The organism is Enterobacter sp. ECC-249 (assembly GCF_043965265.1).
GTDB classification, from domain to species: Bacteria; Pseudomonadota; Gammaproteobacteria; order Enterobacterales; family Enterobacteriaceae; genus Enterobacter; species Enterobacter quasiroggenkampii.
The window spans coordinates 3,125,887-3,147,573 of sequence record NZ_CP143660.1; the positions used below are offsets into that span (position 1 = coordinate 3,125,887).

General features: G+C 54.6%; 21 protein-coding genes and 1 other annotated feature. Of the genes, 10 read left to right on the top strand and 11 right to left on the bottom strand.

Going from position 1 to position 21,687, the window contains the following annotated elements; genetic code table 11:
* Positions 1 to 59: 59 nt before the first annotated feature.
* A complete protein-coding gene (gene pgpB, locus V1587_RS14970) occupies positions 60 to 827 on the bottom strand; it encodes a phosphatidylglycerophosphatase B (protein ID WP_371898564.1) in 768 nt (255 codons plus the stop codon).
* A 197-nt stretch (positions 828 to 1,024) separates the two neighbouring features.
* Here pgpB and ribA point away from each other — a divergent pair, with 197 nt between their 5' ends.
* Complete coding sequence (gene ribA / locus V1587_RS14975; RefSeq protein ID WP_008501210.1) at positions 1,025 to 1,615, top strand: GTP cyclohydrolase II; 591 nt, start codon at positions 1,025 to 1,027, stop codon at positions 1,613 to 1,615.
* A 182-nt stretch (positions 1,616 to 1,797) separates the two neighbouring features.
* Here the strand turns inward: ribA and acnA are convergent, their stop codons facing one another.
* The 6 genes from acnA to topA form a co-directional block, all read right to left on the bottom strand.
* A complete protein-coding gene (gene acnA / locus V1587_RS14980) occupies positions 1,798 to 4,473 on the bottom strand; it encodes an aconitate hydratase AcnA (RefSeq protein ID WP_371898565.1) in 2,676 nt (891 codons plus the stop codon).
* Positions 4,474 to 4,634: 161 nt separating this feature from the next.
* The gene (gene ymiC / locus V1587_RS14985; RefSeq protein WP_032623144.1) at positions 4,635 to 4,733 is read right to left on the bottom strand and encodes a small membrane protein YmiC; all 99 of its coding nucleotides are present in this window, start codon (positions 4,731 to 4,733) and stop codon (positions 4,635 to 4,637) included.
* Between the two features lie 138 nt (positions 4,734 to 4,871).
* Entirely contained in the window at positions 4,872 to 5,042 is a 171-nt protein-coding gene (locus V1587_RS14990) for a hypothetical protein (RefSeq protein WP_032656727.1), read from the bottom strand.
* A 2-nt stretch (positions 5,043 to 5,044) separates the two neighbouring features.
* Complete coding sequence (locus V1587_RS14995) at positions 5,045 to 5,185, bottom strand: YmiA family putative membrane protein (RefSeq protein ID WP_213327741.1); 141 nt, start codon at positions 5,183 to 5,185, stop codon at positions 5,045 to 5,047.
* A 338-nt stretch (positions 5,186 to 5,523) separates the two neighbouring features.
* On the bottom strand, positions 5,524 to 6,498 hold the full coding sequence (gene cysB / locus V1587_RS15000) for an HTH-type transcriptional regulator CysB (RefSeq protein ID WP_024907120.1): 975 nt from the start codon (positions 6,496 to 6,498) through the stop codon (positions 5,524 to 5,526).
* Positions 6,499 to 6,685: 187 nt separating this feature from the next.
* Positions 6,686 to 9,283: a type I DNA topoisomerase gene (gene topA, locus V1587_RS15005; RefSeq protein WP_234649576.1), complete on the bottom strand. Its 2,598-nt coding sequence runs from the start codon at positions 9,281 to 9,283 to the stop codon at positions 6,686 to 6,688.
* A gap of 399 nt (positions 9,284 to 9,682) precedes the next feature.
* On the opposite strand from topA, the gene V1587_RS15010 reads away from it, so the two are divergent.
* Complete coding sequence (locus V1587_RS15010) at positions 9,683 to 9,934, top strand: YciN family protein (protein WP_023312072.1); 252 nt, start codon at positions 9,683 to 9,685, stop codon at positions 9,932 to 9,934.
* 34 nt (positions 9,935 to 9,968) lie between these two features.
* Here the strand turns inward: V1587_RS15010 and sohB are convergent, their stop codons facing one another.
* Positions 9,969 to 11,015, bottom strand: coding sequence for a protease SohB (gene sohB, locus V1587_RS15015; protein WP_371898566.1), 1,047 nt, complete (start codon positions 11,013 to 11,015; stop codon positions 9,969 to 9,971).
* A gap of 251 nt (positions 11,016 to 11,266) precedes the next feature.
* Here sohB and V1587_RS15020 point away from each other — a divergent pair, with 251 nt between their 5' ends.
* Complete coding sequence (locus V1587_RS15020) at positions 11,267 to 12,028, top strand: YciK family oxidoreductase (protein ID WP_371898567.1); 762 nt, start codon at positions 11,267 to 11,269, stop codon at positions 12,026 to 12,028.
* The gene (gene cobO, locus V1587_RS15025; protein ID WP_371898568.1) at positions 12,025 to 12,615 is read left to right on the top strand and encodes a cob(I)yrinic acid a,c-diamide adenosyltransferase; all 591 of its coding nucleotides are present in this window, start codon (positions 12,025 to 12,027) and stop codon (positions 12,613 to 12,615) included. Before V1587_RS15020 ends, cobO begins: the two co-directional genes overlap by 4 nt.
* A 35-nt stretch (positions 12,616 to 12,650) precedes the next feature.
* Here cobO and rluB read toward each other — a convergent pair whose 3' ends face one another.
* A complete protein-coding gene (gene rluB / locus V1587_RS15030; RefSeq protein WP_023312076.1) occupies positions 12,651 to 13,526 on the bottom strand; it encodes a 23S rRNA pseudouridine(2605) synthase RluB in 876 nt (291 codons plus the stop codon).
* Between the two features lie 383 nt (positions 13,527 to 13,909).
* On the opposite strand from rluB, the gene V1587_RS15035 reads away from it, so the two are divergent.
* Positions 13,910 to 15,061 (top strand): PAAR domain-containing protein, encoded by a 1,152-nt coding sequence (locus V1587_RS15035; RefSeq protein ID WP_371898569.1) that lies wholly within the window; start codon positions 13,910 to 13,912, stop codon positions 15,059 to 15,061.
* Positions 15,045 to 15,320, top strand: a complete 276-nt coding sequence (locus V1587_RS15040) for a hypothetical protein (protein ID WP_371898570.1) — start codon at positions 15,045 to 15,047, stop codon at positions 15,318 to 15,320. Before V1587_RS15035 ends, V1587_RS15040 begins: the two co-directional genes overlap by 17 nt.
* 64 nt (positions 15,321 to 15,384) lie before the next feature.
* Here V1587_RS15040 and V1587_RS15045 read toward each other — a convergent pair whose 3' ends face one another.
* Both V1587_RS15045 and rnm read right to left on the bottom strand, forming a co-directional pair.
* The gene (locus V1587_RS15045; protein ID WP_003856793.1) at positions 15,385 to 16,005 is read right to left on the bottom strand and encodes an L-threonylcarbamoyladenylate synthase; all 621 of its coding nucleotides are present in this window, start codon (positions 16,003 to 16,005) and stop codon (positions 15,385 to 15,387) included.
* Complete coding sequence (gene rnm / locus V1587_RS15050) at positions 16,002 to 16,883, bottom strand: RNase AM (RefSeq protein ID WP_371898571.1); 882 nt, start codon at positions 16,881 to 16,883, stop codon at positions 16,002 to 16,004. The genes V1587_RS15045 and rnm overlap by 4 nt, the downstream gene beginning before the upstream one ends.
* Before the next feature lie 139 nt (positions 16,884 to 17,022).
* Here rnm and trpL point away from each other — a divergent pair, with 139 nt between their 5' ends.
* The 4 genes from trpL to trpCF all read left to right on the top strand — a co-directional run bounded on the left by trpL (position 17,023) and on the right by trpCF (position 21,681).
* On the top strand, positions 17,023 to 17,067 hold the full coding sequence (gene trpL, locus V1587_RS15055) for a trp operon leader peptide (RefSeq protein ID WP_106993556.1): 45 nt from the start codon (positions 17,023 to 17,025) through the stop codon (positions 17,065 to 17,067).
* Positions 17,044 to 17,138, top strand: a sequence feature (Trp leader region). It overlaps the preceding gene by 24 nt.
* Before the next feature lie 23 nt (positions 17,139 to 17,161).
* Complete coding sequence (locus V1587_RS15060) at positions 17,162 to 18,724, top strand: anthranilate synthase component 1 (RefSeq protein WP_048990764.1); 1,563 nt, start codon at positions 17,162 to 17,164, stop codon at positions 18,722 to 18,724.
* On the top strand, positions 18,724 to 20,319 hold the full coding sequence (trpD, locus tag V1587_RS15065) for a bifunctional anthranilate synthase glutamate amidotransferase component TrpG/anthranilate phosphoribosyltransferase TrpD (protein ID WP_371898572.1): 1,596 nt from the start codon (positions 18,724 to 18,726) through the stop codon (positions 20,317 to 20,319). The genes V1587_RS15060 and trpD overlap by 1 nt, the downstream gene beginning before the upstream one ends.
* Before the next feature lie 3 nt (positions 20,320 to 20,322).
* A complete protein-coding gene (trpCF, locus tag V1587_RS15070; protein WP_371898573.1) occupies positions 20,323 to 21,681 on the top strand; it encodes a bifunctional indole-3-glycerol-phosphate synthase TrpC/phosphoribosylanthranilate isomerase TrpF in 1,359 nt (452 codons plus the stop codon).
* Positions 21,682 to 21,687 lie beyond the last annotated feature (6 nt).

A 21,687-nucleotide genomic window follows, 5' to 3' on the forward strand; every position in this document is an offset into this window, starting at 1 on the left:
AAACGGAAAAAGTGACGCGCCAGTCATCTATCTATGGGCAAAATACGGTTTATCAACCGTCAGGCGTCCGTTTGGTCCCTTTCGGCAATTTCTTCTTTCTCTTGCGGCGGTGGTGTGAGCGGGCCGCAGAATCGTTCAGTGAGCCAGGTCGCCAGCACGATCAGCAGCCATGAGATGAGCGTGGCGACGACCAGATCCCGCGGCCAGTGCATCCCCAGCAGCAAGCGGCTGCCCATGACTCCCGTCGCCCAGACCAGTAAAATCACGATAGTGATCGTTCGACGCCTTGGCCAAAGCAGCCCAACCCCCAGCAACGCCCAGCTGGCCGCAAACATGGTGTGACCGGAAGGAAACGCGAATCCGGTCTCTTTCTGCCAGTGTTGACGCAAGAATTTCGGGATATCCTGCTGTTCCGCAAGCTGTTCTTTCACCAGCGCACCGCGATCTTTACGCTTTAAATTGTAGAACTCATCCACCGGAACATGATGCGTTTTTTCCAGCCAGACGACAAAAGGACGCGGTTCCTGAACGCGATCTTTAACCCAGGACTTCACGACCTGACCGACAAGGATAGCGCCAGCGAGGATAGCAAAAAGCATCAGCGCCGCGCGCAGACGAAAGCGCAGGCACCACAGAAACCAGGCGCAGAGGAGCACATGGGTAATAATTCCCCACGGCTGGGTGACCGTTTCCGTAATCCAGTATAACGTTTTCAGCCACGTGGCGTTCTGCCCGGGCTGCCACATCCAGCCTGAAAGCCATACGGCCAGGGGCATAATCAGTAAAATGGCCGCACCTGCTGCCGTACGTCTGGCGATTGAAAGCATGTCTTCTCCTTTTTCGCTAAGCATCACAATCATAACTGAAATTAATCCACCGGGTGGATATGTCGGATCGTGCGTTTAACGTTCATATAGCATGGTGCCCATTAGGCGAACCTGCTGAGCTTGTGGCAAAATGATCTGATACAGAAAGCAAAACAGGGCAAAGGCACGAAACGTGTCAGCCTACTCTGGAGAATCACATGCAGCTTAAACGTGTGGCAGAAGCCAAACTGCCAACCCCATGGGGCGATTTCCTGATGGTGGGTTTTGAAGAACTGGCAACCGGACAGGATCATGTCGCGCTGGTGTATGGCGACATTTCAGGACAGACGCCGGTGCTGTCCCGCGTCCATTCAGAGTGTCTTACCGGCGACGCGCTGTTCAGCCTGCGCTGTGATTGTGGTTTCCAGCTGGAAGCCGCCCTGTCTCATATTGCAGAAGAAGGCCGCGGTGTGCTGCTTTATCACCGTCAGGAAGGTCGTAATATTGGTCTGCTGAATAAAATCCGCGCTTACGCGCTTCAGGATCAGGGCTACGATACGGTTGAAGCAAATCATCAGCTTGGTTTTGCGGCTGACGAACGCGACTTTACCTTGTGCGCCGATATGTTCAAGCTGCTGGGCGTGGACGAAGTTCGCCTGCTGACCAATAATCCGAAAAAAGTGGAGATCCTGACCGAAGCGGGGATCAACATCGTCGAGCGTGTACCGCTGATTGTCGGCCGTAACCCGAAAAACGCCCACTACCTGGATACCAAAGCCGCCAAAATGGGCCATCTGCTGAAAGAGTGATGCTACCTGAAATTGATGACAAAGCCTGTTATCAACAACTTAGCCGTTTTTTGCCGGGTGACGCTGCGCTTACCCGGCCTACTGTTATTTGTAGGCACGTGCAAGCGTAGCGCCGCCGGGCGAAACGTACATTAAGCACTTTGTCAGCAGTATGAGCCCGGCACGCGTGCCGGGCTCGTTCATCAATCCAGCATCTTACGAATCACATAATGTAAAATGCCGTCGTTTTGGTAGTAGGTCAGCTCGGTTGCCGTATCAATACGGCACCGGCAATCCAGCACCTCGGTTTTCCCGTCTGCCCGCGTTAACGTCACCGGCACCGTTTTACCCGGCTGCAGGTTTTGCAGACCGCGAATCTCAATCTGCTCTTCCCCGGTCAAGCCCAGCGTTTTACGCGTCACGCCCTGTGGGAACTCAAGCGGCAGGATCCCCATGCCGATCAGATTCGAACGGTGAATACGTTCGAACGATTCGGCGATGACCACCCGAACGCCAAGCAGGCGCGGACCTTTCGCCGCCCAGTCGCGGCTTGAGCCGGAACCGTACTCTTTCCCGGCAATCACCGCCAGCGGCGTACCTTCCTGCTGATATTTGACCGCCGCATCATAAATCGACACGACTTCCGTTCCCGGCAGATGGCGCGTCATGCCCCCTTCCACGCCCGGTACCATTTCGTTCCGAATGCGGATGTTGGCAAACGTTCCGCGCATCATGACTTCATGGTTGCCGCGACGCGAGCCGTAGGAGTTAAAATCGCGGCGTTCGACGCCCCGGCTTTGCAGATAACGGCCAGCCGGGCTATCGGCTTTGATGCTCCCCGCTGGAGAGATATGGTCGGTTGTGACGGAATCTCCCAGCATCGCCAGGATACGCGCGCCGTGGATATCCTTAAGCGGCGCAGGCTCGGCCAGCATCTCATCAAAGAACGGCGACAGACGAATATAGGTCGAGTCATCCTGCCAGTCATAGGTATCTGAGCCCACAACGTTAATGGTTTTCCATTCCGGCGTGCCTTCAAAGACCTCCGCATACTCTTTGCGGAACATCTCGGTTGAGACCTTTTCAACGGCCAGCGCAATTTCACGTGCAGATGGCCAGATATCTTTCAGGTAGACAGGGTCATTCTTGCGATCGTGGCCAATCGGGTCGGTCGCCAGGTTGATATTCATGTTCCCTGCCAGGGCATAAGCCACAACCAGCGGCGGCGAGGCGAGCCAGTTGGTTTTCACCAGCGGGTGAATGCGCCCTTCAAAGTTTCGGTTACCGGAAAGGACCGCGCCTACCGTCAGGTCACCCTGCTTAATCGCCGTTTCAATGGGTTCAGGCAGTGGACCGGAGTTACCAATACAGGTCGTACAGCCGTAGCCCACGAGGTTAAAGCCCAGTTCATCAAGGTACGGCGTCAGTTTGGCCTGCGCCAGGTAATCCGATACCACTTTGGAACCCGGTGCCAGCGAGGCCTTGACCCATGGCTGAGGTTTTAGCCCAAGCTCTACCGCCTTTTTAGCCAACAAACCGGCCGCCATTAATACGCTGGGGTTCGAGGTGTTGGTGCAGGAGGTAATGGCGGCAATAACCACCGCGCCATCCGGAAGCTGATACTGATGTCCGTTCAGAACATAGTCGACTGGGCGATGGTCTTTCTGCGCCACGTTCACTTCCAGCGCATTGCTGGCAGCAAATGCTTTTGGCACGTCACTCAGCGCAACCCGATCCTGCGGACGTTTCGGCCCGGCGAGGCTCGCCTCGACGCTTGCCATATCGAGTTCAAGCGTGCTGGTGAAGACCGGTTCATCGCCCGGGTTTCGCCACATGCCCTGCGCTTTCGTATACGCCTCCACCAGTGCGACCTGCTCTTCGCTGCGCCCGCTAAGGCGCATGTATTCAAGCGTGACATCATCAATGGGGAAAAAGCCGCAGGTTGCGCCGTACTCCGGCGCCATATTGGCAATGGTGGCGCGGTCGGCAAGCGGCAGCGAATCCAGACCATCACCGTAGAATTCGACAAACTTGCCCACCACACCATGCTTACGCAGCATCTGGGTGACGGTGAGCACCAGATCGGTGGCAGTAATACCTTCAGAGAGCTTTCCGGTCAGCTTGAAGCCCACCACATCCGGGATAAGCATGGACACCGGCTGGCCGAGCATGGCCGCTTCCGCTTCGATACCGCCGACGCCCCAGCCCAGCACGCCCAGACCGTTGATCATGGTGGTATGGGAGTCCGTGCCCACCAGCGTGTCCGGATAGGCGACCCACTCTTTATCCTGCAATTCACTCCAGACGGCTTTCCCCAGATATTCAAGGTTAACCTGGTGGCAAATACCGGTACCCGGCGGGACCACGCTAAACCGGCTGAACGCCTGCTGCCCCCACTTCAGGAAGACGTAGCGCTCGTGGTTACGTTCCATCTCCAGGCGCACGTTCTCGCCAAAGGCGTCGTCATCACCAAAGCGGTCAACGGTTACGGAGTGGTCAATGACGAGATCAACAGGGGAAAGCGGATTAACTTTTGCCGTATCTCCGCCGAGACGCTTAACGGCCTCGCGCATCGCGGCTAAATCCACGACGGCCGGGACGCCGGTAAAGTCCTGCATCAGAACCCTGGCCGGGCGGTAAGCGATTTCTCTGTCGGCATGGGCATTTTCAAGCCACCCTGCCAGCGCCTGGATATCGTCAAGGGTGACAGAGTCACCGTCCTGCCAGCGCAATAGATTTTCCAGTAAAACTTTCAATGACTTGGGTAAACGCGAAATGTCCCCAAGCGTTCTGGCAGCCAGCGGCAGGCTGTAGTAATGCCAGGTTTTATTTTCTGCCTGTAATGTGTCCTTACTGGCTTCGCGTAGGGTTAACGACATAAGCTCCTCCTTAATCACAGAGATGCCCTGACAATCATCAGGGCCGTAATTAAAGATAACACAAAGATGTCGTAACGTTTTGATAACAACCCAAATTGATAAATTTAGGATTGGTCCAGAATGGGAAAACAAAAAACCCCGCCGTAGCGAGGTTTTACAATTTAGTGGAGGGCCAACCAGATGAGCTGACTCCAGAACAGAATCGACACGGTAAAAACGCCGATCCATGACCAGTATTTGTGAGACGTCATGTTATTCATCATAGGGACACCAGGCATTATTTATAAAAAGTTCTGAGGTAAATCCTCAGTGCTATATTGCTGATGTGTATTTATTAAAGAGTACAAAAGTGCAGAGTCGATATTCAGACTATTTGCATCATTACGCAATTAACTAAATTATTGTTTTTTGGGTTCGTCTTCTGCGAACACATCAATAAACGCTTGCTGCTGCGGCGTCAGTTTCCAGGACGCGGGTACAACAGTCGCAGGTGCTTTACGCCCTCTGTGGCCGTTGTCACGATGCTGACACATCTGTTTTACCGTTTCTGTACGTACCGTCACTGCCATATTTAACCCCAATATTTCCAGGCCAGGAGAGCAACCACCACCCAAAACAGGGTAGAGACGAGAAAGACCGCCAGCCAGGCTTTACGCTTGAGCGCAGGATCCCTTTGCGGTTCTTCACTTCCTGAAGGCATTGCTAACCTCATACAATCGACATCGCTTATCATTTAGGACCAAACAATTGGTACAATTAATCATCTGTTGAGATAAATCCTAAAGAAACTTTAGCCGAAAAGCCAGTGAATTTACGCACCGGGAGGTATGAAATATTCAATCTTTTGACCAGAAATAAATAATTGAAAAGAAAAATTTGCGAAGGCGTAAATTAGTTTCTACTTTTGTCGCCAATTCACGACATTATAACCTTACGGATTAAATGGATAATGACATTATATGACAGGGGATGCGTAGATGATGATAATTCTAATTTAGCTTTGAGGCGTTATTTCGGTATCTTTCCCTAAGGGAAAGATACCGGGTGTGATTATTTTTCGGGGAGTTTGATGTCTTTAAACATCTCTTCAATATCTTCATTTGAGCGTAATGCAACGGCGGTATCGACCACGTCACGCGTTAAATGAGGGGCAAAGCGCTGAATAAAATCATACATATAGCTGCGCAGGAAGGTGCTGCGACGGAAGCCAATCTTTGTCGTGCTATGACTGAATACATCATGAGCATCAAGACGCACCAGGTCAGGATCTGACACCGGATCCACCGCCATGCTGGCAATGACGCCCACCCCCAGACCAAGCCGGACATAGGTCTTAATCACGTCCGCATCCGTCGCGGTAAACACAATACGCGGCGTTAGCCCTGCCCGGTTAAAGGCCGTATCAAGCTCGGACCGGCCGGTAAAGCCAAACGTATACGTCACCAACGGATATTGCGCCAGCTCTTCGATAGAGACCGACCCTTTGCCCGCCAGAGGGTGATCCGGGGTCACCACGATAGAACGGTTCCAGTGATAGCATGGAAGCATTACCAGATCGTCATACAGGTGAAGCGCTTCGGTGGCGATGGCAAAGTCTGCATTACCCTTAGAAACGGCTTCAGCAATTTGCGTTGGCGAGCCCTGGTGCATATGCAAAGAGACGCGTGGATAGCGCTCGATAAAGCCTTTGATTACACCGGGAAGCGCATAGCGCGCCTGGGTATGCGTCGTGGCAATATACAGCGAACCTTTATCCGGCCAGGTGTGTTCCCCTGCCACTGACTTAATCGCATCGACTTTAGAGAGGACTTCCCGCGCAATGCGGATGATTTCCTGCCCCGCGGGCGTCACCTGAGTGAGATGCTTACCGCTGCGGGCAAATATCTGGATACCTAACTCATCCTCCAGCATACGAACTTGTTTGCTGATGCCCGGTTGTGAGGTATATAACCCCTCGGCGGTTGAAGAGACGTTAAGGTTATGATTCACCACCTCAACGATATAACGAAGCTGCTGTAATTTCATGCCAGACCATCCGATTTAGCGCACGCGGTCAATCGCTTAAGACGATTTAATAATAAGAAACAGGTTAACTATAACCACTATATCATTTATAGCCTGACTGTATAGTACGGAACAAAAAATAATAACAAGGCAATAAAAAAGGGCCGGAAATCCGGCCCTTTTACAGGTAAGTTACGGTAAGGGAAGATTATTTCTTGCCTTCAACCCATTTGCCATCGACAAAGAAGGCTGACCATCCGGTCGCTTTACCCTCTTTCTCGGCCGCAACATACTGCTGCTTGGTTTTACGGCTAAACCGTACCACGGTTTTGTTGCCTTCCGGATCCTGCTGTGGCGCATCGGCCAGATAACGCAGTTTCTCAGGCAGACGATCGCGGAAGCGATGCAACTCTTCCACCAGCGGCGCGCGCGTTTCACGCGATTTCGGGAAGGTGTTGGCGGCCAGGAAGACACCCGCAGCGCCGTCACGCAGCACGAAGTACGCGTCCGATTTCTCGCACGGCAGTTCTGGCAGCGGAACCGGATCTTCCTTCGGCGGAGCGACTTCGCCGTTACGCAGAATTTTGCGCGTGTTTTTACACTCGTCGTTGGTACAGGCCATGTACTTACCGAAACGCCCCATTTTCAGGTGCATTTCAGAACCGCACTTCTCGCATTCCACAATCGGGCCGTCATAGCCTTTAATGCGGAATTCGCCTTCTTCGATCTCATACCCGTCACACGTTGGGTTATTACCACAAACGTGCAGCTTACGTTTTGGATCGATCAGGTAGCTGTCCATTGCCGTGCCGCATTTTTTGCAGCGGCGTTTGGCACGCAGAGCGTTAGTTTCCGCATCATCACCTTCCAGCACGTTGAGAACTTCGTTCTCAGGCACCAGGTTGATGGTGGTTTTGCAGCGCTCTTTTGGTGACAGTGCATAGCCGGAGCAGCCAAGGAACACGCCCGTCGTGGCAGTACGGATCCCCATCTTGCGACCACAGGTTGGGCAGTCGATGCTGGTCAGAACCATCTGGTTAGGCAGCATGCCGCCCTCTTCAGGATCCTTCTCCGCTTTTTCAAGCTGGTCGGTGAAATCGCTGAAGAAGCTGTCGAGTACCTTCTTCCATTCCGCCTGATGGCTTGCAACCTGGTCGAGGCTGTCCTCCATTTGCGCGGTGAAATCGTAGTTCATCAGCTCGCGGAAGTTGGCTTCCAGACGATCGGTGACGATCTCACCCATTTTTTCCGCATAGAAACGACGGTTTTCAACGCGTACGTAGCCACGATCCTGAATCGTCGAGATGATGGACGCGTAGGTCGACGGACGGCCTATACCGCGTTTTTCCAGCTCTTTTACAAGGGATGCTTCACTGAAGCGCGCAGGCGGCTTGGTGAAGTGCTGGGCTGGCACGAGGTCAACCAGCGAGAGTTCATCCCCTTTGTTCACCGCCGGCAGCGTTCGGTCTTCATCACCTTTACGCAGCGCTGGCATCACTTTCGTCCAGCCGTCGAAACGCAGGATACGACCGCGCGCTTTGAGACGGAAATCACCCGCGCCAACGGTCAGCGTGGTGGAGTCATACTGTGCCGGAGTCATCTGGCACGCCACGAACTGGCGCCAGATCAGCTGATACAGCTTCTGCGCGTCGGCTTCCATATCTTTCAGCGATTCCGCTAACACCGAGACGTCAGAAGGACGAATCGCTTCGTGTGCTTCCTGAGAGTTCTCTTTGCTGGCGAACTGGTTAGCGCTTTCCGGCAGGTATTTCTTACCGAAATTGTCACTGATGTAGCCGCGCACCATGTTGACCGCGTCCTGGCTCAGGTTGGTTGAGTCGGTACGCATGTAGGTGATGTAGCCCGCTTCATACAGGCGCTGAGCCATCATCATGGTCTTCTTCACGCCGTAACCCAGACGCGTGCTTGCGGCCTGTTGCAGCGTTGAGGTAATAAACGGCGCACCCGGCTTGCTGCTGGTCGGTTTGTCTTCACGTTCCAGCACCTGGTAGCGTGCTTTTTCCAACAGCGCTACGGCGGCCATGGTCTGGTCGCGGTTTTCTGGACGGAAAGGCTTATCGTTCTGATGGCTGACCTGCAGCGGCAGAGCGTCACCGCCCGGCGTGGTCACATTTGCGTCAACTTCCCAGAACTCTTCCGGCACGAAGGCTTTAATTTCGCGCTCACGCTCAACGACCAGACGCACGGCGACGGATTGCACACGCCCGGCGGACAGGCCACGGGCAATCTTCTTCCACAGCAGTGGAGAAACCATGTAGCCCACGACGCGGTCCATAAAGCGACGCGCCTGCTGGGCGTTTACACGGTCGATATTCAGCTCGCCCGGCTTCTCAAACGCCTGACGAATCGCATTCTTCGTAATTTCGTTAAACACTACACGGCTGTAGCGTTTGTCATCACCCCCGATCACTTCCCGCAGGTGCCACGCAATGGCTTCCCCTTCGCGGTCAAGGTCGGTTGCGAGATAGATGTGGTCTGCTTTTTCAGCAAGCTGCTTCAGCTCGTTAACGACTTTTTCTTTCCCGGGCAGCACTTCATATTGTGCATCCCAGTTGTGCCATGGGTTCACACCCATGCGGTTGACAAGCGCGCTACGTTCATCCTTTTTAGGCTTTTTAGCCCCTTTGGTGGAGGTAGAGTCTGCGCTCTTTTTGCTGGCTGAGCCACTGGTCGGCAAATCGCGGATATGACCCACGCTGGACTTAACCACGTAGTCATTACCCAGATACTTATTGATCGTTTTGGCTTTTGCCGGGGACTCAACGATGACGAGAGCTTTACCCATATTCACCTTTACCTAATTTAATTCTTCCAGGAATACGCCGCACGTTGATTTCCCTTCCGCTGACGACGAGCCAATGATATTGAGACTGCGTCAGGAGATATCAACCCCTTTGTCTTACCGGGCGTTAAAGAAAACCCGCCCAGGTGATTGAGTTTTCGGGTATTTTTCTCACATCTCGTGTAATTCGTGACGAATTCCCGGTTGAATGTCAAGCAATTCTGTTGCCAGAATGACGAAAGCGCACACTCTACCTGATAAAATTCGTTACGCAACTTTATTAGCATGCAAAAGCAAATCCCGCCAGCCAGGCCCCTGCACCTTATCCCCTCACATTACAGGGAAAATTTGCCCCCAAAGCGCCCGCGGCGTAGACTATTGTCACTGTTTAAGGAGTGGATTATGCAGAATACGACCCAACCTATTGACCGAGCCTCTCTGCTTATCGAAGCAAACAAGCTTATCCGTGACCATGAAGATACGCTGGCGGGCATTGAAGCCACCGGCGTAGAGCAGCGTAATGGCGTGCTGATTTTCAGCGGAGAATACTTCCTTGATGAACAGGGCTTGCCGACCCCGAAAAGCACCGCCGTGTTTAACATGTTTAAATACCTGGCGCATACGCTTTCCGAGAAATATCACCTGGTCGATTAACGCAAAACGCGAGGCATAAGCCTCGCGTTTTTGTTTACAGCAGCGGTTTTTGTCCGCGCTGTAGCCAGCGCAGCAGCAGGCGGTCCGCGCTTTCTGCGGCACTGTTGGTAAAGCGGTCCATCAGTCGTTTGCGCTGTGTAAAGCGCACGCCAACCAGTTCCCGGCCTTCCATCAGGTTGAGCAGAAGATCGTCGCTGGTTCCGACTTCATCCACCAGCCCTTTCTCCTGCGCCTGAACGCCGTACCAGTGCTCACCCGTCGCGACCTGCTCAATATCCAGCGTCGGGCGCATACGGTGCACAAAATCTTTAAAGAGATGATGCGTTTCGTTGAGATCTTCACGGAATTTTTGGCGCCCTTCTTCCGTGTTTTCCCCCAGCAGCGTCAGGGTGCGTTTGTACTGACCCGCCGTGTGAAGTTCGATATCAATCTCTTTATTTTTCAGGAAGCGGTTAAAGTTCGGGATCTGCGCGACCACGCCGATTGAGCCAATAATAGAGAACGGTGCGGCCACAATTTTGTCCGCCACGCAGGCCATCATGTAGCCACCGCTCGCCGCCACTTTATCTACGGCCACGGTCAGCGGGATCTGTTTGTCACGCAGGCGCTGCAGCTGTGAGGCGGCCAGTCCGTAACCGTGAACCACCCCGCCCGGGCTCTCAAGACGCACGACAACCTGATCCTGCGGTGTCGCCACGGCCAGAACGGCAGTCACTTCCTCCCGCAGCGAGGAAACCTCATGCGCATCCATACTGCCTTTAAAATCGAGCACGTAGACGCGGGGCGTCGCCTTATCCTGCGGCGCATTGAGCTTTGCTTTTGCCTTTGCCGCTTTGGCTTCCTGTTTATGCTTTTTCTTCTGCGCTTTCAGCCAGAGTTTCTGTTGATGACTATCCAGCAGCGCCAGAGACATCTCTTCCTGCATCTCTTTATACTGCTCGCTCAGGCGGGTGATGCGTAACTCCCCACGCTGACGCTTGCGCTGCGTCAGGTTGACAATCAGAACGGCAACCACCGCAATGGCAATCACCACCGTCGCGATTTTCGCCAAAAACAACCCATATTGAGAAAGTAATTCCACGCGTTCCACCTTGATTTAACCACGAATCTTTCACGGGAGTGTACAACAGCCCTGCCCATGCGTCTCGCTCGTGACATTACCTCTGCGAGCCGCCTTCAGGAATCCCCGAACTGGAGTTTAAATATTTGCAAATTGTTAATTTTACAGCAATGCGTCCTGTAGACTGATTGAATTATCAGGCGAATTCGGGCATAAAGCCGAAAAGTCACAAAAGAAGGCGTCTTTGAGTCACCGTGCGCCGAGGAGTCACCTTGCATTACCAACCGCAAAAAAATCTGCTGCAGAACCGCATCATTCTTGTCACTGGGGCCAGCGACGGGATTGGCCGTGAAGCGGCGCTGACCTACGCTGAGTATGGCGCGAGCGTCATCCTGACCGGCCGCAACGAAGAAAAACTTAAAGGGGTGGCGCAGGAGATTGAAGCCGCAGGTGGGATTCCTGCTCGCTGGTACACGCTCGATCTGCTCACCTGCACGCCCGCGTCATGTCAGGAGCTTGCCCACCGCATCAGCACCCATTACCCGCGCCTGGACGGCGTACTGCACAATGCCGGCTTGCTTGGCGAAGTTCGCCCGATGGATGAACAGGATCCCGAGATCTGGCAGGAGGTCATGCAGGTAAACGTCAACGGGACGTTTTTCCTGACCCAGGCATTGCTTCCTTTATTACTGAAATCCGAGTCGGGGTCCCTGGTCTTTACCTCTTCAAGCGTTGGCCGCGAGGGACGCGCAAACTGGGGAGCCTATGCCGTATCAAAATTCGCGACCGAAGGCATGATGCAGGTACTGGCGGAGGAGTATCAGAGCCGCCATCTGCGCGTCAACTGCATTAACCCGGGCGGTACGCGCACCAAAATGCGTGCCAGCGCCTTCCCAACGGAAGATCCGCAAAAGCTGAAAACCCCGGCAGACATTATGCCGCTCTATCTCTGGCTGATGGGCGACGACAGCCGCCGCAAAACCGGAATGACCTTTGACGCCCAGCCGGGCCGTAAACCAGGAATCTCGCAATGAGTGAAGAACGTCACCAGCAGCGCCAGCAGCGGCTGAAAGAACAGGTCGATGCGCGCGTCGCGGCCGCTCAGGACGAGCGCGGGATCGTCATCGTCTTTACCGGCAACGGCAAAGGGAAAACCACTGCGGCATTCGGCACGGCGACACGCGCGGTCGGCCACGGGCAGAAGGTCGGCGTTATCCAGTTTATTAAAGGCGAATGGCCCAACGGCGAGCGTAATCTGCTTGAGCCTCACGGCGTTGAGTTTCAGGTGATGGCGACCGGGTTTACGTGGGACACCCAGAACCGCGAAACCGATACCGCAGCCTGTCTGGCCGTCTGGGAGCACGCTAAAAGAATGCTGGCCGATCCTTCACTCAATATGGTTCTGCTGGATGAGATCACGTATATGGTCGCCTACGACTATTTGCCGCTGGACGCCGTGCTTAAGGCACTGAAAAACCGTCCCGCCCATCAGACGGTCATCATCACGGGCCGCGGGTGTCATCGGGATATACTTGAGATGGCCGATACCGTCAGCGAGCTGCGTCCGGTTAAACATGCGTTTGATGCAGGCATTAAAGCGCAAATCGGGATTGATTACTAAAGAAAAAAGCCCGGTGTCTTCACCGGGCTTTTACATTAACCGTTGTTATTACGGCTGCCGGAGCGGCGGCTGCTGCTCACCTGGCTGTGACGCTTAACCGCACGGCGAATCTGATTCGCCTTCATCCGGCGGCGATCTTTTTCCACCGCCACTTTAGAGGTGGTTTCCGGCGTCAGGCCGACCAGCTCGCGCAGGTAGTTGGTTTGGGTCAGATCCAGTTCGGTATAACCCCCACGTGGCAAACCTTTTGGCAGCAGGATGTCGCCGTAACGGACACGGATCAGGCGGCTAACCTGGACGCCTACCGCTTCCCAGAGACGACGTACCTCGCGGTTGCGGCCTTCGGTCAGGGTCACGTTGTACCACTGGTTGATGCCTTCCCCACCGGTAAACTTGATGGTTTTGAACGCCGCAGGACCGTCTTCCAGCTGAACGCCACGTGACAGGTCGCGCAGTTTATTCTCGTCAACCTGGCCGAACACACGCACGGCGTATTCACGTTCCACTTCACGGCTTGGGTGCATCAGACGGTTTGCCAGTTCACCATCGGTGGTAAACAGCAGCAGACCGCAGGTATTCACGTCCAGACGACCAACGGCAATCCAGCGAGCACCACGCAGTTTAGGCAGACGGTCAAACACCGTCGGGCGACCTTCCGGGTCATTGCGGGTACACAGCTCGCCTTCAGGCTTGTAGTAAGCCAGCACGCGACAGATTTGTTCAGCAGACTCTTTCACGGAGATAAGATGACCGTCGATGCGGATCTTCAGCCCCGGTACGATTTCAACGCGGTCACCCAGCGTGGCGATTTTACCATCCACACTCACGCGACCTGCTTCAATAATGGCTTCGATTTCACGGCGTGAACCGTGGCCGGCACGCGCCAGCACTTTCTGTAACTTCTCGCTCATTGAGCTTCCTCAGGTGTCGCCTTCACAGGCGTCTGGTGTACTTTATGAAATAATGAGCTAATTTAAAAAGCATCTCATTGTCATGTAAGTACTTATTACATTAAAGGGTGTCTCATTTAGTACACCCGCATAAAAGTGACCTGGCATATTACATTAACTTCGAAAGGAATGCTTCTTCACGTTTCATTTGTTTAAGTCTGGCTGCTGATAGTCTGGACCAGGACTCGTTGGTTATGAACCCGGTTTCCCGAAACAGCCTTCTTTTCCGAAAAGAGTGAACGAGCCTTTGATATTATTTTACTTTAGTTCGACCATTATTGCTCATGAAGTAATTGTATGTAAAATAGTCACTCGGTTAATATCCATTAAGAATAGAGGGATTTATGGCAATGGGTTTTTACCTTCGGGTGGGTGACCCAACTACCTGTAGAGGGAAGATACTGACCGGGGATGAAACGCTAAGTTGGTATGGTGTAGCCGGAGCGCGGGAAGGTGACCTGGTTTCATGCGGCAATCATCCGGGGACATATAAAATATTAGGAGGCACATCTGACACGTGGGACGATGGTAGAAGACTGGCGGGAACACTGGACAGCGTCAGTTCCTGTCCGTGTAAGGCCAGGTTCATCCCTACTATTCCTGACTGTTATGAACAAGATACTCTCTCTTCGTTGAAACATTCAGGTATCACAGAAGAAATCCTTGCATCAACATTTCTCCCACAGTTAGATCCTGAAGAACATGCACAGGCAGCGAAGAAACAAAACAGCTTTGCTGACACCTGCAAGCAAGAAGATAACTCGCTATTGAACGGCGTTTACATCTGGACTGAAATCACCGACGCAGGACACGCTTTCGTTTCGGTGCATGAGAATAACTCGATCTACGTTTACACCTACGGGCGCTTTGGTAGGAAAGGCCCCGCTACATTGACGGGCGATGGGATTCTTAACTTCCTAACTGGCGATGATGCGCGTCTTTACTACCGTGAAGAACTCTACAAATACCATGCGAGAGTATTCCAAATCGATGATGTTACACCTGACGAAACCCGCAGGATTTTTGAATCTCTATGGAACTCCGGTAAAACACCAGTTTTCACGGATGTGATGGGAGATCGTACCAAACGACGCGGAAAAGTGATTGACGTTTACGATCTGACTGGCAGTAACTGCACAACCCACACAGTGCAAGTGATTAGAGAGGCTGGGACTAAAATCTTCGATGCCAGTTACACATCAACAACAACGCAACTTCGTATCGGTAGTGAAGAAGAGTTCACTATTCCTTTATCTTTACAGCGTTACCTGACGGAGAAGAGCGGCGATCTGTCTTCAATGAACGTTATGGAAGTTACCAGCACATTCAGAGAACAGTATCTGAACATCGAACACTTCAGGCCGAATTCTGAAAGTCTCACAGGACGAGTGGAGGAAGGACTTGCTAACAGTGCGTCAACAGTTGGATCATCTACGGGTTATTCTGGTGGCACGATTGGCGGCGTTTTAGGTGGATCGTATGACATTGACGAGTAGAGCAAAGGCGATTCTTCGGTGGGGAGGCATTGCTTTAGTTTTCGCCATCTACGCTATCGCCCTGATGATCCCAGTGCTTGATTTTGGGTTAACCCGAAAATACAACGGCCCCCCTTCAACAGGTGAGATGGAAGCCCGTCTATGTGAAGCGATCATTGATGACTTATCGCGTTCAGTGGATAACCTCTTAATTACAGCATTTTTCGGGAGTGCTATCTGCCTTGTTTTGGTCTTATTCATCTTTAAGAAAGTAAGATGACCGCCAAAGGCTGGAGAGATCCAGCCTCCGCTCTTCTCTTAATTTGAGGCATTAAAAACCTTCATTACAAGAAAGGCTTTACGTCACCCACGCCTTCACGAATCACTTCCGGTGCATCTTCGGTTAAGTCGACCACGGTGGTCGGCTGCTGGCCGAGATAACCACCGTGAATAATCAGCTCGACCACCTTCTCCAGACGATCTTTGATCTCTTCCGGATCGGACTCGGTAAACTCGCTGCCCGGCAACATCAGCGAGGTAGACAGCATCGGTTCGCCGAGGGTTTCGAGCAGCGCCTGCGCAATTGGGTTCGACGGCACGCGCATGCCGATAGTCTTACGCTTTTCCTGCAGCAGGCGGCGCGGCACCTCTTTCGTCCCTTTCAGGATAAAGGTGTAGTTACCCGGCGTGTTGTTCTTAATCAGGCGGAACGCCACGTTATCGACATACGCATAGGTCGACAGCTCAGAGAGATCGCGGCACATCAGGGTAAAGTTATGGCCGTCCGGCAACTGGCGAATGCGGCAAATGCGTTCCATCGCCCCTTTATCTTCAATTTTGCAGCCCAGCGCGTAGCCGGAATCGGTCGGATAGACAATCACGCCGCCTTTGCGGACGATCTCCACGGCCTGGTTGATCAGACGTGGCTGCGGGTTATCCGGATGGATATAGAAAAACTGACTCATACTTCCCTCTCTTCAATTTGCTGCGGCTGTTCCCAGAGCTGCCAGACCGGCTCAACGCCAGCGGGCAGCCAGAGCTTGCGCCCCAGTTCGATCCAGGCGCAGGGCTGATGGAAATCAGAACCCTGTGAGCCAAGCAGGCCGTACTGGCGGGCATAGGTCGCGAGCTGCGCACGCTCGTTGGGTGCCTGCTGGCACTGGGCGACTTCCATCGCCTCGCCACCGCTTTCAGCAAAGTGCGCCAGCAGCCTTTTCAGCCATTTAGCAGAAAGATTATACCGTCCCGGATGGGCCAGCACGGCCTTACCGCCAGAATGATGAATCACATCAATAGCTTGTTTTATTGTACACCACTGTGGCGGAACGTATCCGGTTTTCCCTCGCGCCAGATACTTTTTAAAGACGTCCGCCATGGTCGTCGCTTTACCCGCCTCTACGAGAAAACGGGCGAAATGACCGCGCGTGACCGCCCCGCCGTTCGCCAGCTTTTGCGCGCCTTCCAGCGCGCCCGGAATATGCGCCTTTTCCAGACGCTCGCCGATCATCTCTGCGCGCTGGTTGCGGCGCGTTTTTTGTTCTTGCAAAAAGGCAATAAGTGCCGGATGGTCTATATCGATGTTCAGCCCAACGATATGAATCTCGTGGTTTTCCCAGACGGTCGAAATTTCGACGCCGGACACCAGATCAAGCGCCAGCCCGCTGCGGGCAATCTCGGCGCGGGCCGCAGGAATGGCATCCGTCGTATCGTGATCGGTTATCGCAAGCGTACCGACGCGCATTTCAACGGCACGATGAACCAGGGCTTCGGGTGTCAGCAGGCCATCAGAGGCCTGAGTGTGGCTGTGTAAATCATAAATAATAGCGTAGGTGGTATCGCTCAAAGCACTTCCCATAACAGGTTGGAGACATCCGAAACCATCATGATACCGACTTATATCGAAATTCTGAAATCAAGGGTTGACAATACGCCATCGAACTAGTTAACTAGTACGCAAGTTCACACGAGAAAGGTATCTGAAAATGACAGCACATTTCACTCTGCACGGTTGGTGGCGTACTTCCTGATCTTCGGGCAGTGTCACGCGTCTGCGAAATGCAAACAGATACCCAGCCCGCTTCCAAGCGGGCTTTTTTTTGAACAGAAAATGAGAACAATATAATGCAAACAGCCAAACCACACCTCGAATTGCTGACCTGCGAGGCGGCCTATCGCCACAACCCCACCGCGCTGTTTCATCAGGTCTGCGGTGCACGTCCGGCGACTCTGCTGCTGGAGTCTGCGGATATCGACAGCAAGGACGATCTCAAGAGCCTGCTGCTGGTCGACAGCGCGCTGCGCATTACCGCTCTAGGTGACACCGTCACAATCAAGGCGCTGTCAGACAATGGCGCATCGCTGCTGCCGCTGCTGGATGCCGCCCTGCCTTCAGGCATTGAAAACGAACGTCATCCAGAAATGCGCATTCTGCATTTCCCGCCGGTTAGCCAGCTGCTGGATGAAGACGCGCGCCTGTGCTCCCTTTCCGTCTTTGATGCCTTCCGCCTGCTGCAGAACCTGGTCACCGTGCCTGAAGACGAGCGTGAGGCGATGTTCTTTGGTGGGCTGTTTGCCTACGATCTGGTCGCCGGATTTGAAGATTTGCCGGAAACCGAGCAGGGTAATCGCTGCCCGGACTACTGTTTCTATCTGGCTGAAACGCTGCTGGTGATCGACCACCAGAAGCAATACACCCGCATCCAGGCAAGCCTGTTCACGCCTTCGACCGCTGAGAAAAACCGTCTTGAGCACCGCATCGCGCAGCTTCAGCAGCAGATGACGGAAGCGCCGCCTGCGCTGCCGGTACAGCGTGTGGAAAAAATGACCTGCGATGTTAACCAGACTGACGACCAGTACGGCGCCGTGGTTCGCCAGATGCAAAAAGCGATTCGCGCCGGGGAAATTTTCCAGGTTGTACCGTCCCGTCGCTTCTCCCTTCCCTGCCCGTCGCCGCTCGCAGCCTACGACGTGCTGAAAAAGAGTAACCCAAGCCCGTACATGTTCTTTATGCAGGACAACGACTTCACGCTGTTCGGCGCCTCGCCGGAAAGCTCTCTGAAATATGACGCCACCAGCCGTCAGATTGAGATCTACCCGATTGCCGGAACCCGTCCGCGCGGACGTCGCGCCGACGGCTCGCTGGATCGCGATCTCGACAGCCGCATCGAACTGGAAATGCGTACCGACCATAAAGAGCTCTCCGAGCACCTGATGCTGGTTGACCTGGCGCGTAACGATCTGGCCCGTATTTGCACCCCGGGCAGCCGCTACGTGGCGGACCTGACTAAAGTCGACCGCTATTCGTTCGTGATGCACCTGGTCTCCCGCGTGGTCGGCGAGCTGCGCCACGACCTCGACGTACTCCACGCCTACCGCGCCTGTATGAACATGGGCACCCTGAGCGGCGCGCCGAAAGTGCGCGCCATGCAGCTGATTGCCGCCGCCGAAGGGCGTCGTCGCGGCAGCTACGGCGGCGCGGTGGGTTACTTCACCGCCCACGGCGACCTTGATACCTGCATCGTGATCCGCTCCGCCTATGTCGAAGACGGGATTGCCACCGTTCAGGCGGGTGCCGGAATTGTTCTTGATTCTGTTCCGCAGTCTGAAGCTGACGAAACGCGCAGCAAAGCCCGTGCGGTCCTTCGCGCCATTGCTACCGCACACCACGCACAGGAGATTTTCTGATGGCTGACATTCTGCTGCTCGATAATATCGACTCCTTTACCTATAACCTGGCAGATCAGCTGCGTGCGAATGGCCACAACGTCGTTATCTACCGCAACCATGTCCCGGCCCAGACCCTGATTGACCGTCTGGCAACCATGCAAAACCCGGTGCTGATGCTTTCCCCGGGGCCAGGGGCACCGAGCGAAGCGGGCTGTATGCCGGAGCTGCTGACCCGCATGCGCGGCAAGCTGCCGATTATCGGCATCTGCCTGGGCCATCAGGCGATTGTGGAAGCCTACGGCGGCTACGTCGGCCAGGCGGGTGAGATCCTGCACGGTAAAGCGTCCAGCATCGAACATGACGGCCAGGCGATGTTTGCCGGGCTGCCGAATCCGCTCCCGGTCGCGCGCTACCACTCGCTGGTTGGCAGCAATATTCCCGCCGGGCTGACCATCAACGCCTCGTTTGAAGGGATGGTGATGGCGGTACGTCACGACGCGGATCGCGTCTGCGGGATGCAGTTCCATCCGGAATCGATCCTGACTTCCCACGGTGCCCGCCTGCTGGAGCAGACGCTCGACTGGGCGTTACAGAAGCTGGAGCAGACCAACACCCTGCAGCCGATTCTGGAAAAACTGTATCAGGCGCAAACCCTGAGCCAGCAGGAGAGCCACCAGCTCTTCTCCGCCGTGGTTCGCGGCGAGCTGAAGCCTGAGCAGCTGGCGGCCGCGCTGGTAAGCATGAAGGTCCGCGGCGAAAGCCCGCAGGAGATCGCCGGTGCCGCTACGGCCCTGCTGGAAAATGCCGCCCCGTTCCCGCGCCCGGACTATCAGTTTGCCGATATCGTTGGCACCGGGGGAGACGGCAGTAACAGCATCAATATCTCCACCGCCAGCGCCTTCGTGGCGGCGGCGTGTGGTTTAAAGGTCGCGAAACACGGTAACCGCAGCGTGTCCAGCCGGTCAGGTTCGTCCGATTTGCTCGCCGCATTCGGCATTAATCTCGATATGAACGCCGAGCGTTCCCGTGAAGCGCTGGATGACCTGGGCGTCTGCTTCCTGTTTGCGCCGAAGTATCACACCGGTTTCCGCCACGCGATGCCGGTTCGTCAGCAGCTTAAAACCCGCACGCTGTTTAACGTGCTCGGCCCGCTGATCAACCCGGCGCACCCGCCGCTGGCGCTGATCGGTGTCTACAGCCCGGAGCTGGTTCTGCCGATTGCAGAGACGCTACGCGTGCTGGGTTACCAGCGTGCCGCCGTGGTGCACAGCGGCGGAATGGACGAAGTGTCACTGCATGCGCCGACGCTGGTAGCCGAACTGCGCGACGGTGAAATCCTCAGCTATCAGCTGGAAGCCGCTGACTTTGGTTTAACCCCGTATCACCAGGAAGCGCTGGCCGGCGGTACGCCGGAAGAAAACCGTGACATTCTGACGCGCTTATTACAAGGTAAGGGAGAGGTCGCTCATGAGGCCGCCGTTGCTGCCAACGTCGCCATGCTAATGCGTTTGCACGGTGAGGAAGACCTGAAGACCAACGTTCAAAAAGTTCTGGATGTACTGCGCTCCGGTGCAGCTTACGATCGCGTTACCGCACTTGCGGCAAGAGGGTAAAGAATGCAGACCGTTTTAGCGAAAATCGTTGCCGATAAGGCCATCTGGGTGGAAGCCCGCAAGCATCAGCAGCCGCTTGCCAGTTTCCAGAATGACGTCGTCCCGAGCAGCCGTCGTTTCTATGATGCCCTGCAGGGTGCACGCACCGCGTTTATTCTTGAGTGCAAAAAAGCGTCCCCGTCTAAAGGCGTTATTCGTGACGATTTCGACCCGGCACGTATTGCCGGCATTTATAAGCATCATGCGTCCGCCATCTCCGTGCTGACGGATGAGAAATATTTTCAGGGCAGCTTCGATTTTCTGCCGATCGTCAGCGGCATCGCGCCGCAGCCGATCCTGTGCAAAGACTTTATCATTGACCCATATCAGATCTGGCTGGCGCGCTTTTACCAGGCCGACGCCTGCCTGCTGATGCTCTCGGTGCTTGACGACGAGCAGTACCGCCAGCTCTCTGCCGTCGCGCACAGCCTGAAAATGGGCGTGCTGACCGAAGTGAGTAACGAAGAGGAGCTGGAACGCGCGATTGCGCTGGAAGCCAAAGTGGTTGGCATCAACAACCGCGACCTGCGTGACCTGTCTATTGACCTGAACCGCACGCGCCAGCTGGCGCCGCGTCTGGGCGCTGGCGTCACGGTGATCAGCGAATCCGGCATTAACAGCTACGCTCAGGTGCGCGAGCTGAGCCACTTCGCCAACGGTTTCCTGATTGGCTCCGCCATGATGGAACATGACGATCTCAATGCGGCAGTACGCCGCGTGCTGCTGGGTGAAAACAAAGTCTGCGGCTTAACCCGCGAACAGGACGCCCAGGCCGCATATGAAGCCGGAGCGATTTATGGCGGGCTGATTTTTGTGGATTCGTCTCCTCGCGCGGTGAACGAAGAGCAGGCGCGTAAGGTCATAGCCGCAGCACCACTCAGCTATGTTGGCGTGTTCCGCAATACGGATATCGCGGAGGTGGTTGAAAAAGCCGACGCGTTATCCCTTAGCGCGGTGCAGCTTCACGGCGATGAAGATCAGGCCTATATCGATGCCCTGCGCGCCGCGCTGGCACCGCAGGTACAGATCTGGAAAGCGCAACGCGTTGACGATACGTTACCCCCGCGTAACCTGAACCACGTGGATAAATACGTCCTCGATAACGGCCGGGGCGGAACCGGCCAGCGTTTTGACTGGTCTCTGTTGAACGGCGAAAAGCTGGACAACGTCCTGCTGGCGGGCGGATTAAGCCCGGACAACTGCGTAGAAGCCGCGAAAACCGGCTGCGCAGGCCTCGATTTCAATTCAGGCGTAGAGTCCCAGCCGGGTATTAAAGATGCCAGCAAACTGGCCTCGGTTTTTAAAACTCTGCGTGCATATTAAGGAAGA

What these genes read in the sequence shown, in the direction of transcription:
- pgpB (WP_371898564.1), bottom strand. Translation starts at nt 827, where the DNA reads ATGCTTTCAATCGCCAGACGTACGGCAGCAGGTGCGGCCATTTTACTG.
- ribA (WP_008501210.1), top strand. Translation starts at nt 1,025, where the DNA reads ATGCAGCTTAAACGTGTGGCAGAAGCCAAACTGCCAACCCCATGGGGC.
- acnA (WP_371898565.1), bottom strand. Translation starts at nt 4,473, where the DNA reads ATGTCGTTAACCCTACGCGAAGCCAGTAAGGACACATTACAGGCAGAA.
- ymiC (WP_032623144.1), bottom strand. Translation starts at nt 4,733, where the DNA reads ATGAATAACATGACGTCTCACAAATACTGGTCATGGATCGGCGTTTTT.
- V1587_RS14990 (WP_032656727.1), bottom strand. Translation starts at nt 5,042, where the DNA reads ATGGCAGTGACGGTACGTACAGAAACGGTAAAACAGATGTGTCAGCAT.
- V1587_RS14995 (WP_213327741.1), bottom strand. Translation starts at nt 5,185, where the DNA reads ATGAGGTTAGCAATGCCTTCAGGAAGTGAAGAACCGCAAAGGGATCCT.
- cysB (WP_024907120.1), bottom strand. Translation starts at nt 6,498, where the DNA reads ATGAAATTACAGCAGCTTCGTTATATCGTTGAGGTGGTGAATCATAAC.
- topA (WP_234649576.1), bottom strand. Translation starts at nt 9,283, where the DNA reads ATGGGTAAAGCTCTCGTCATCGTTGAGTCCCCGGCAAAAGCCAAAACG.
- V1587_RS15010 (WP_023312072.1), top strand. Translation starts at nt 9,683, where the DNA reads ATGCAGAATACGACCCAACCTATTGACCGAGCCTCTCTGCTTATCGAA.
- cobO (WP_371898568.1), top strand. Translation starts at nt 12,025, where the DNA reads ATGAGTGAAGAACGTCACCAGCAGCGCCAGCAGCGGCTGAAAGAACAG.
- rluB (WP_023312076.1), bottom strand. Translation starts at nt 13,526, where the DNA reads ATGAGCGAGAAGTTACAGAAAGTGCTGGCGCGTGCCGGCCACGGTTCA.
- V1587_RS15035 (WP_371898569.1), top strand. Translation starts at nt 13,910, where the DNA reads ATGGCAATGGGTTTTTACCTTCGGGTGGGTGACCCAACTACCTGTAGA.
- V1587_RS15040 (WP_371898570.1), top strand. Translation starts at nt 15,045, where the DNA reads ATGACATTGACGAGTAGAGCAAAGGCGATTCTTCGGTGGGGAGGCATT.
- V1587_RS15045 (WP_003856793.1), bottom strand. Translation starts at nt 16,005, where the DNA reads ATGAGTCAGTTTTTCTATATCCATCCGGATAACCCGCAGCCACGTCTG.
- V1587_RS15060 (WP_048990764.1), top strand. Translation starts at nt 17,162, where the DNA reads ATGCAAACAGCCAAACCACACCTCGAATTGCTGACCTGCGAGGCGGCC.
- trpD (WP_371898572.1), top strand. Translation starts at nt 18,724, where the DNA reads ATGGCTGACATTCTGCTGCTCGATAATATCGACTCCTTTACCTATAAC.
- trpCF (WP_371898573.1), top strand. Translation starts at nt 20,323, where the DNA reads ATGCAGACCGTTTTAGCGAAAATCGTTGCCGATAAGGCCATCTGGGTG.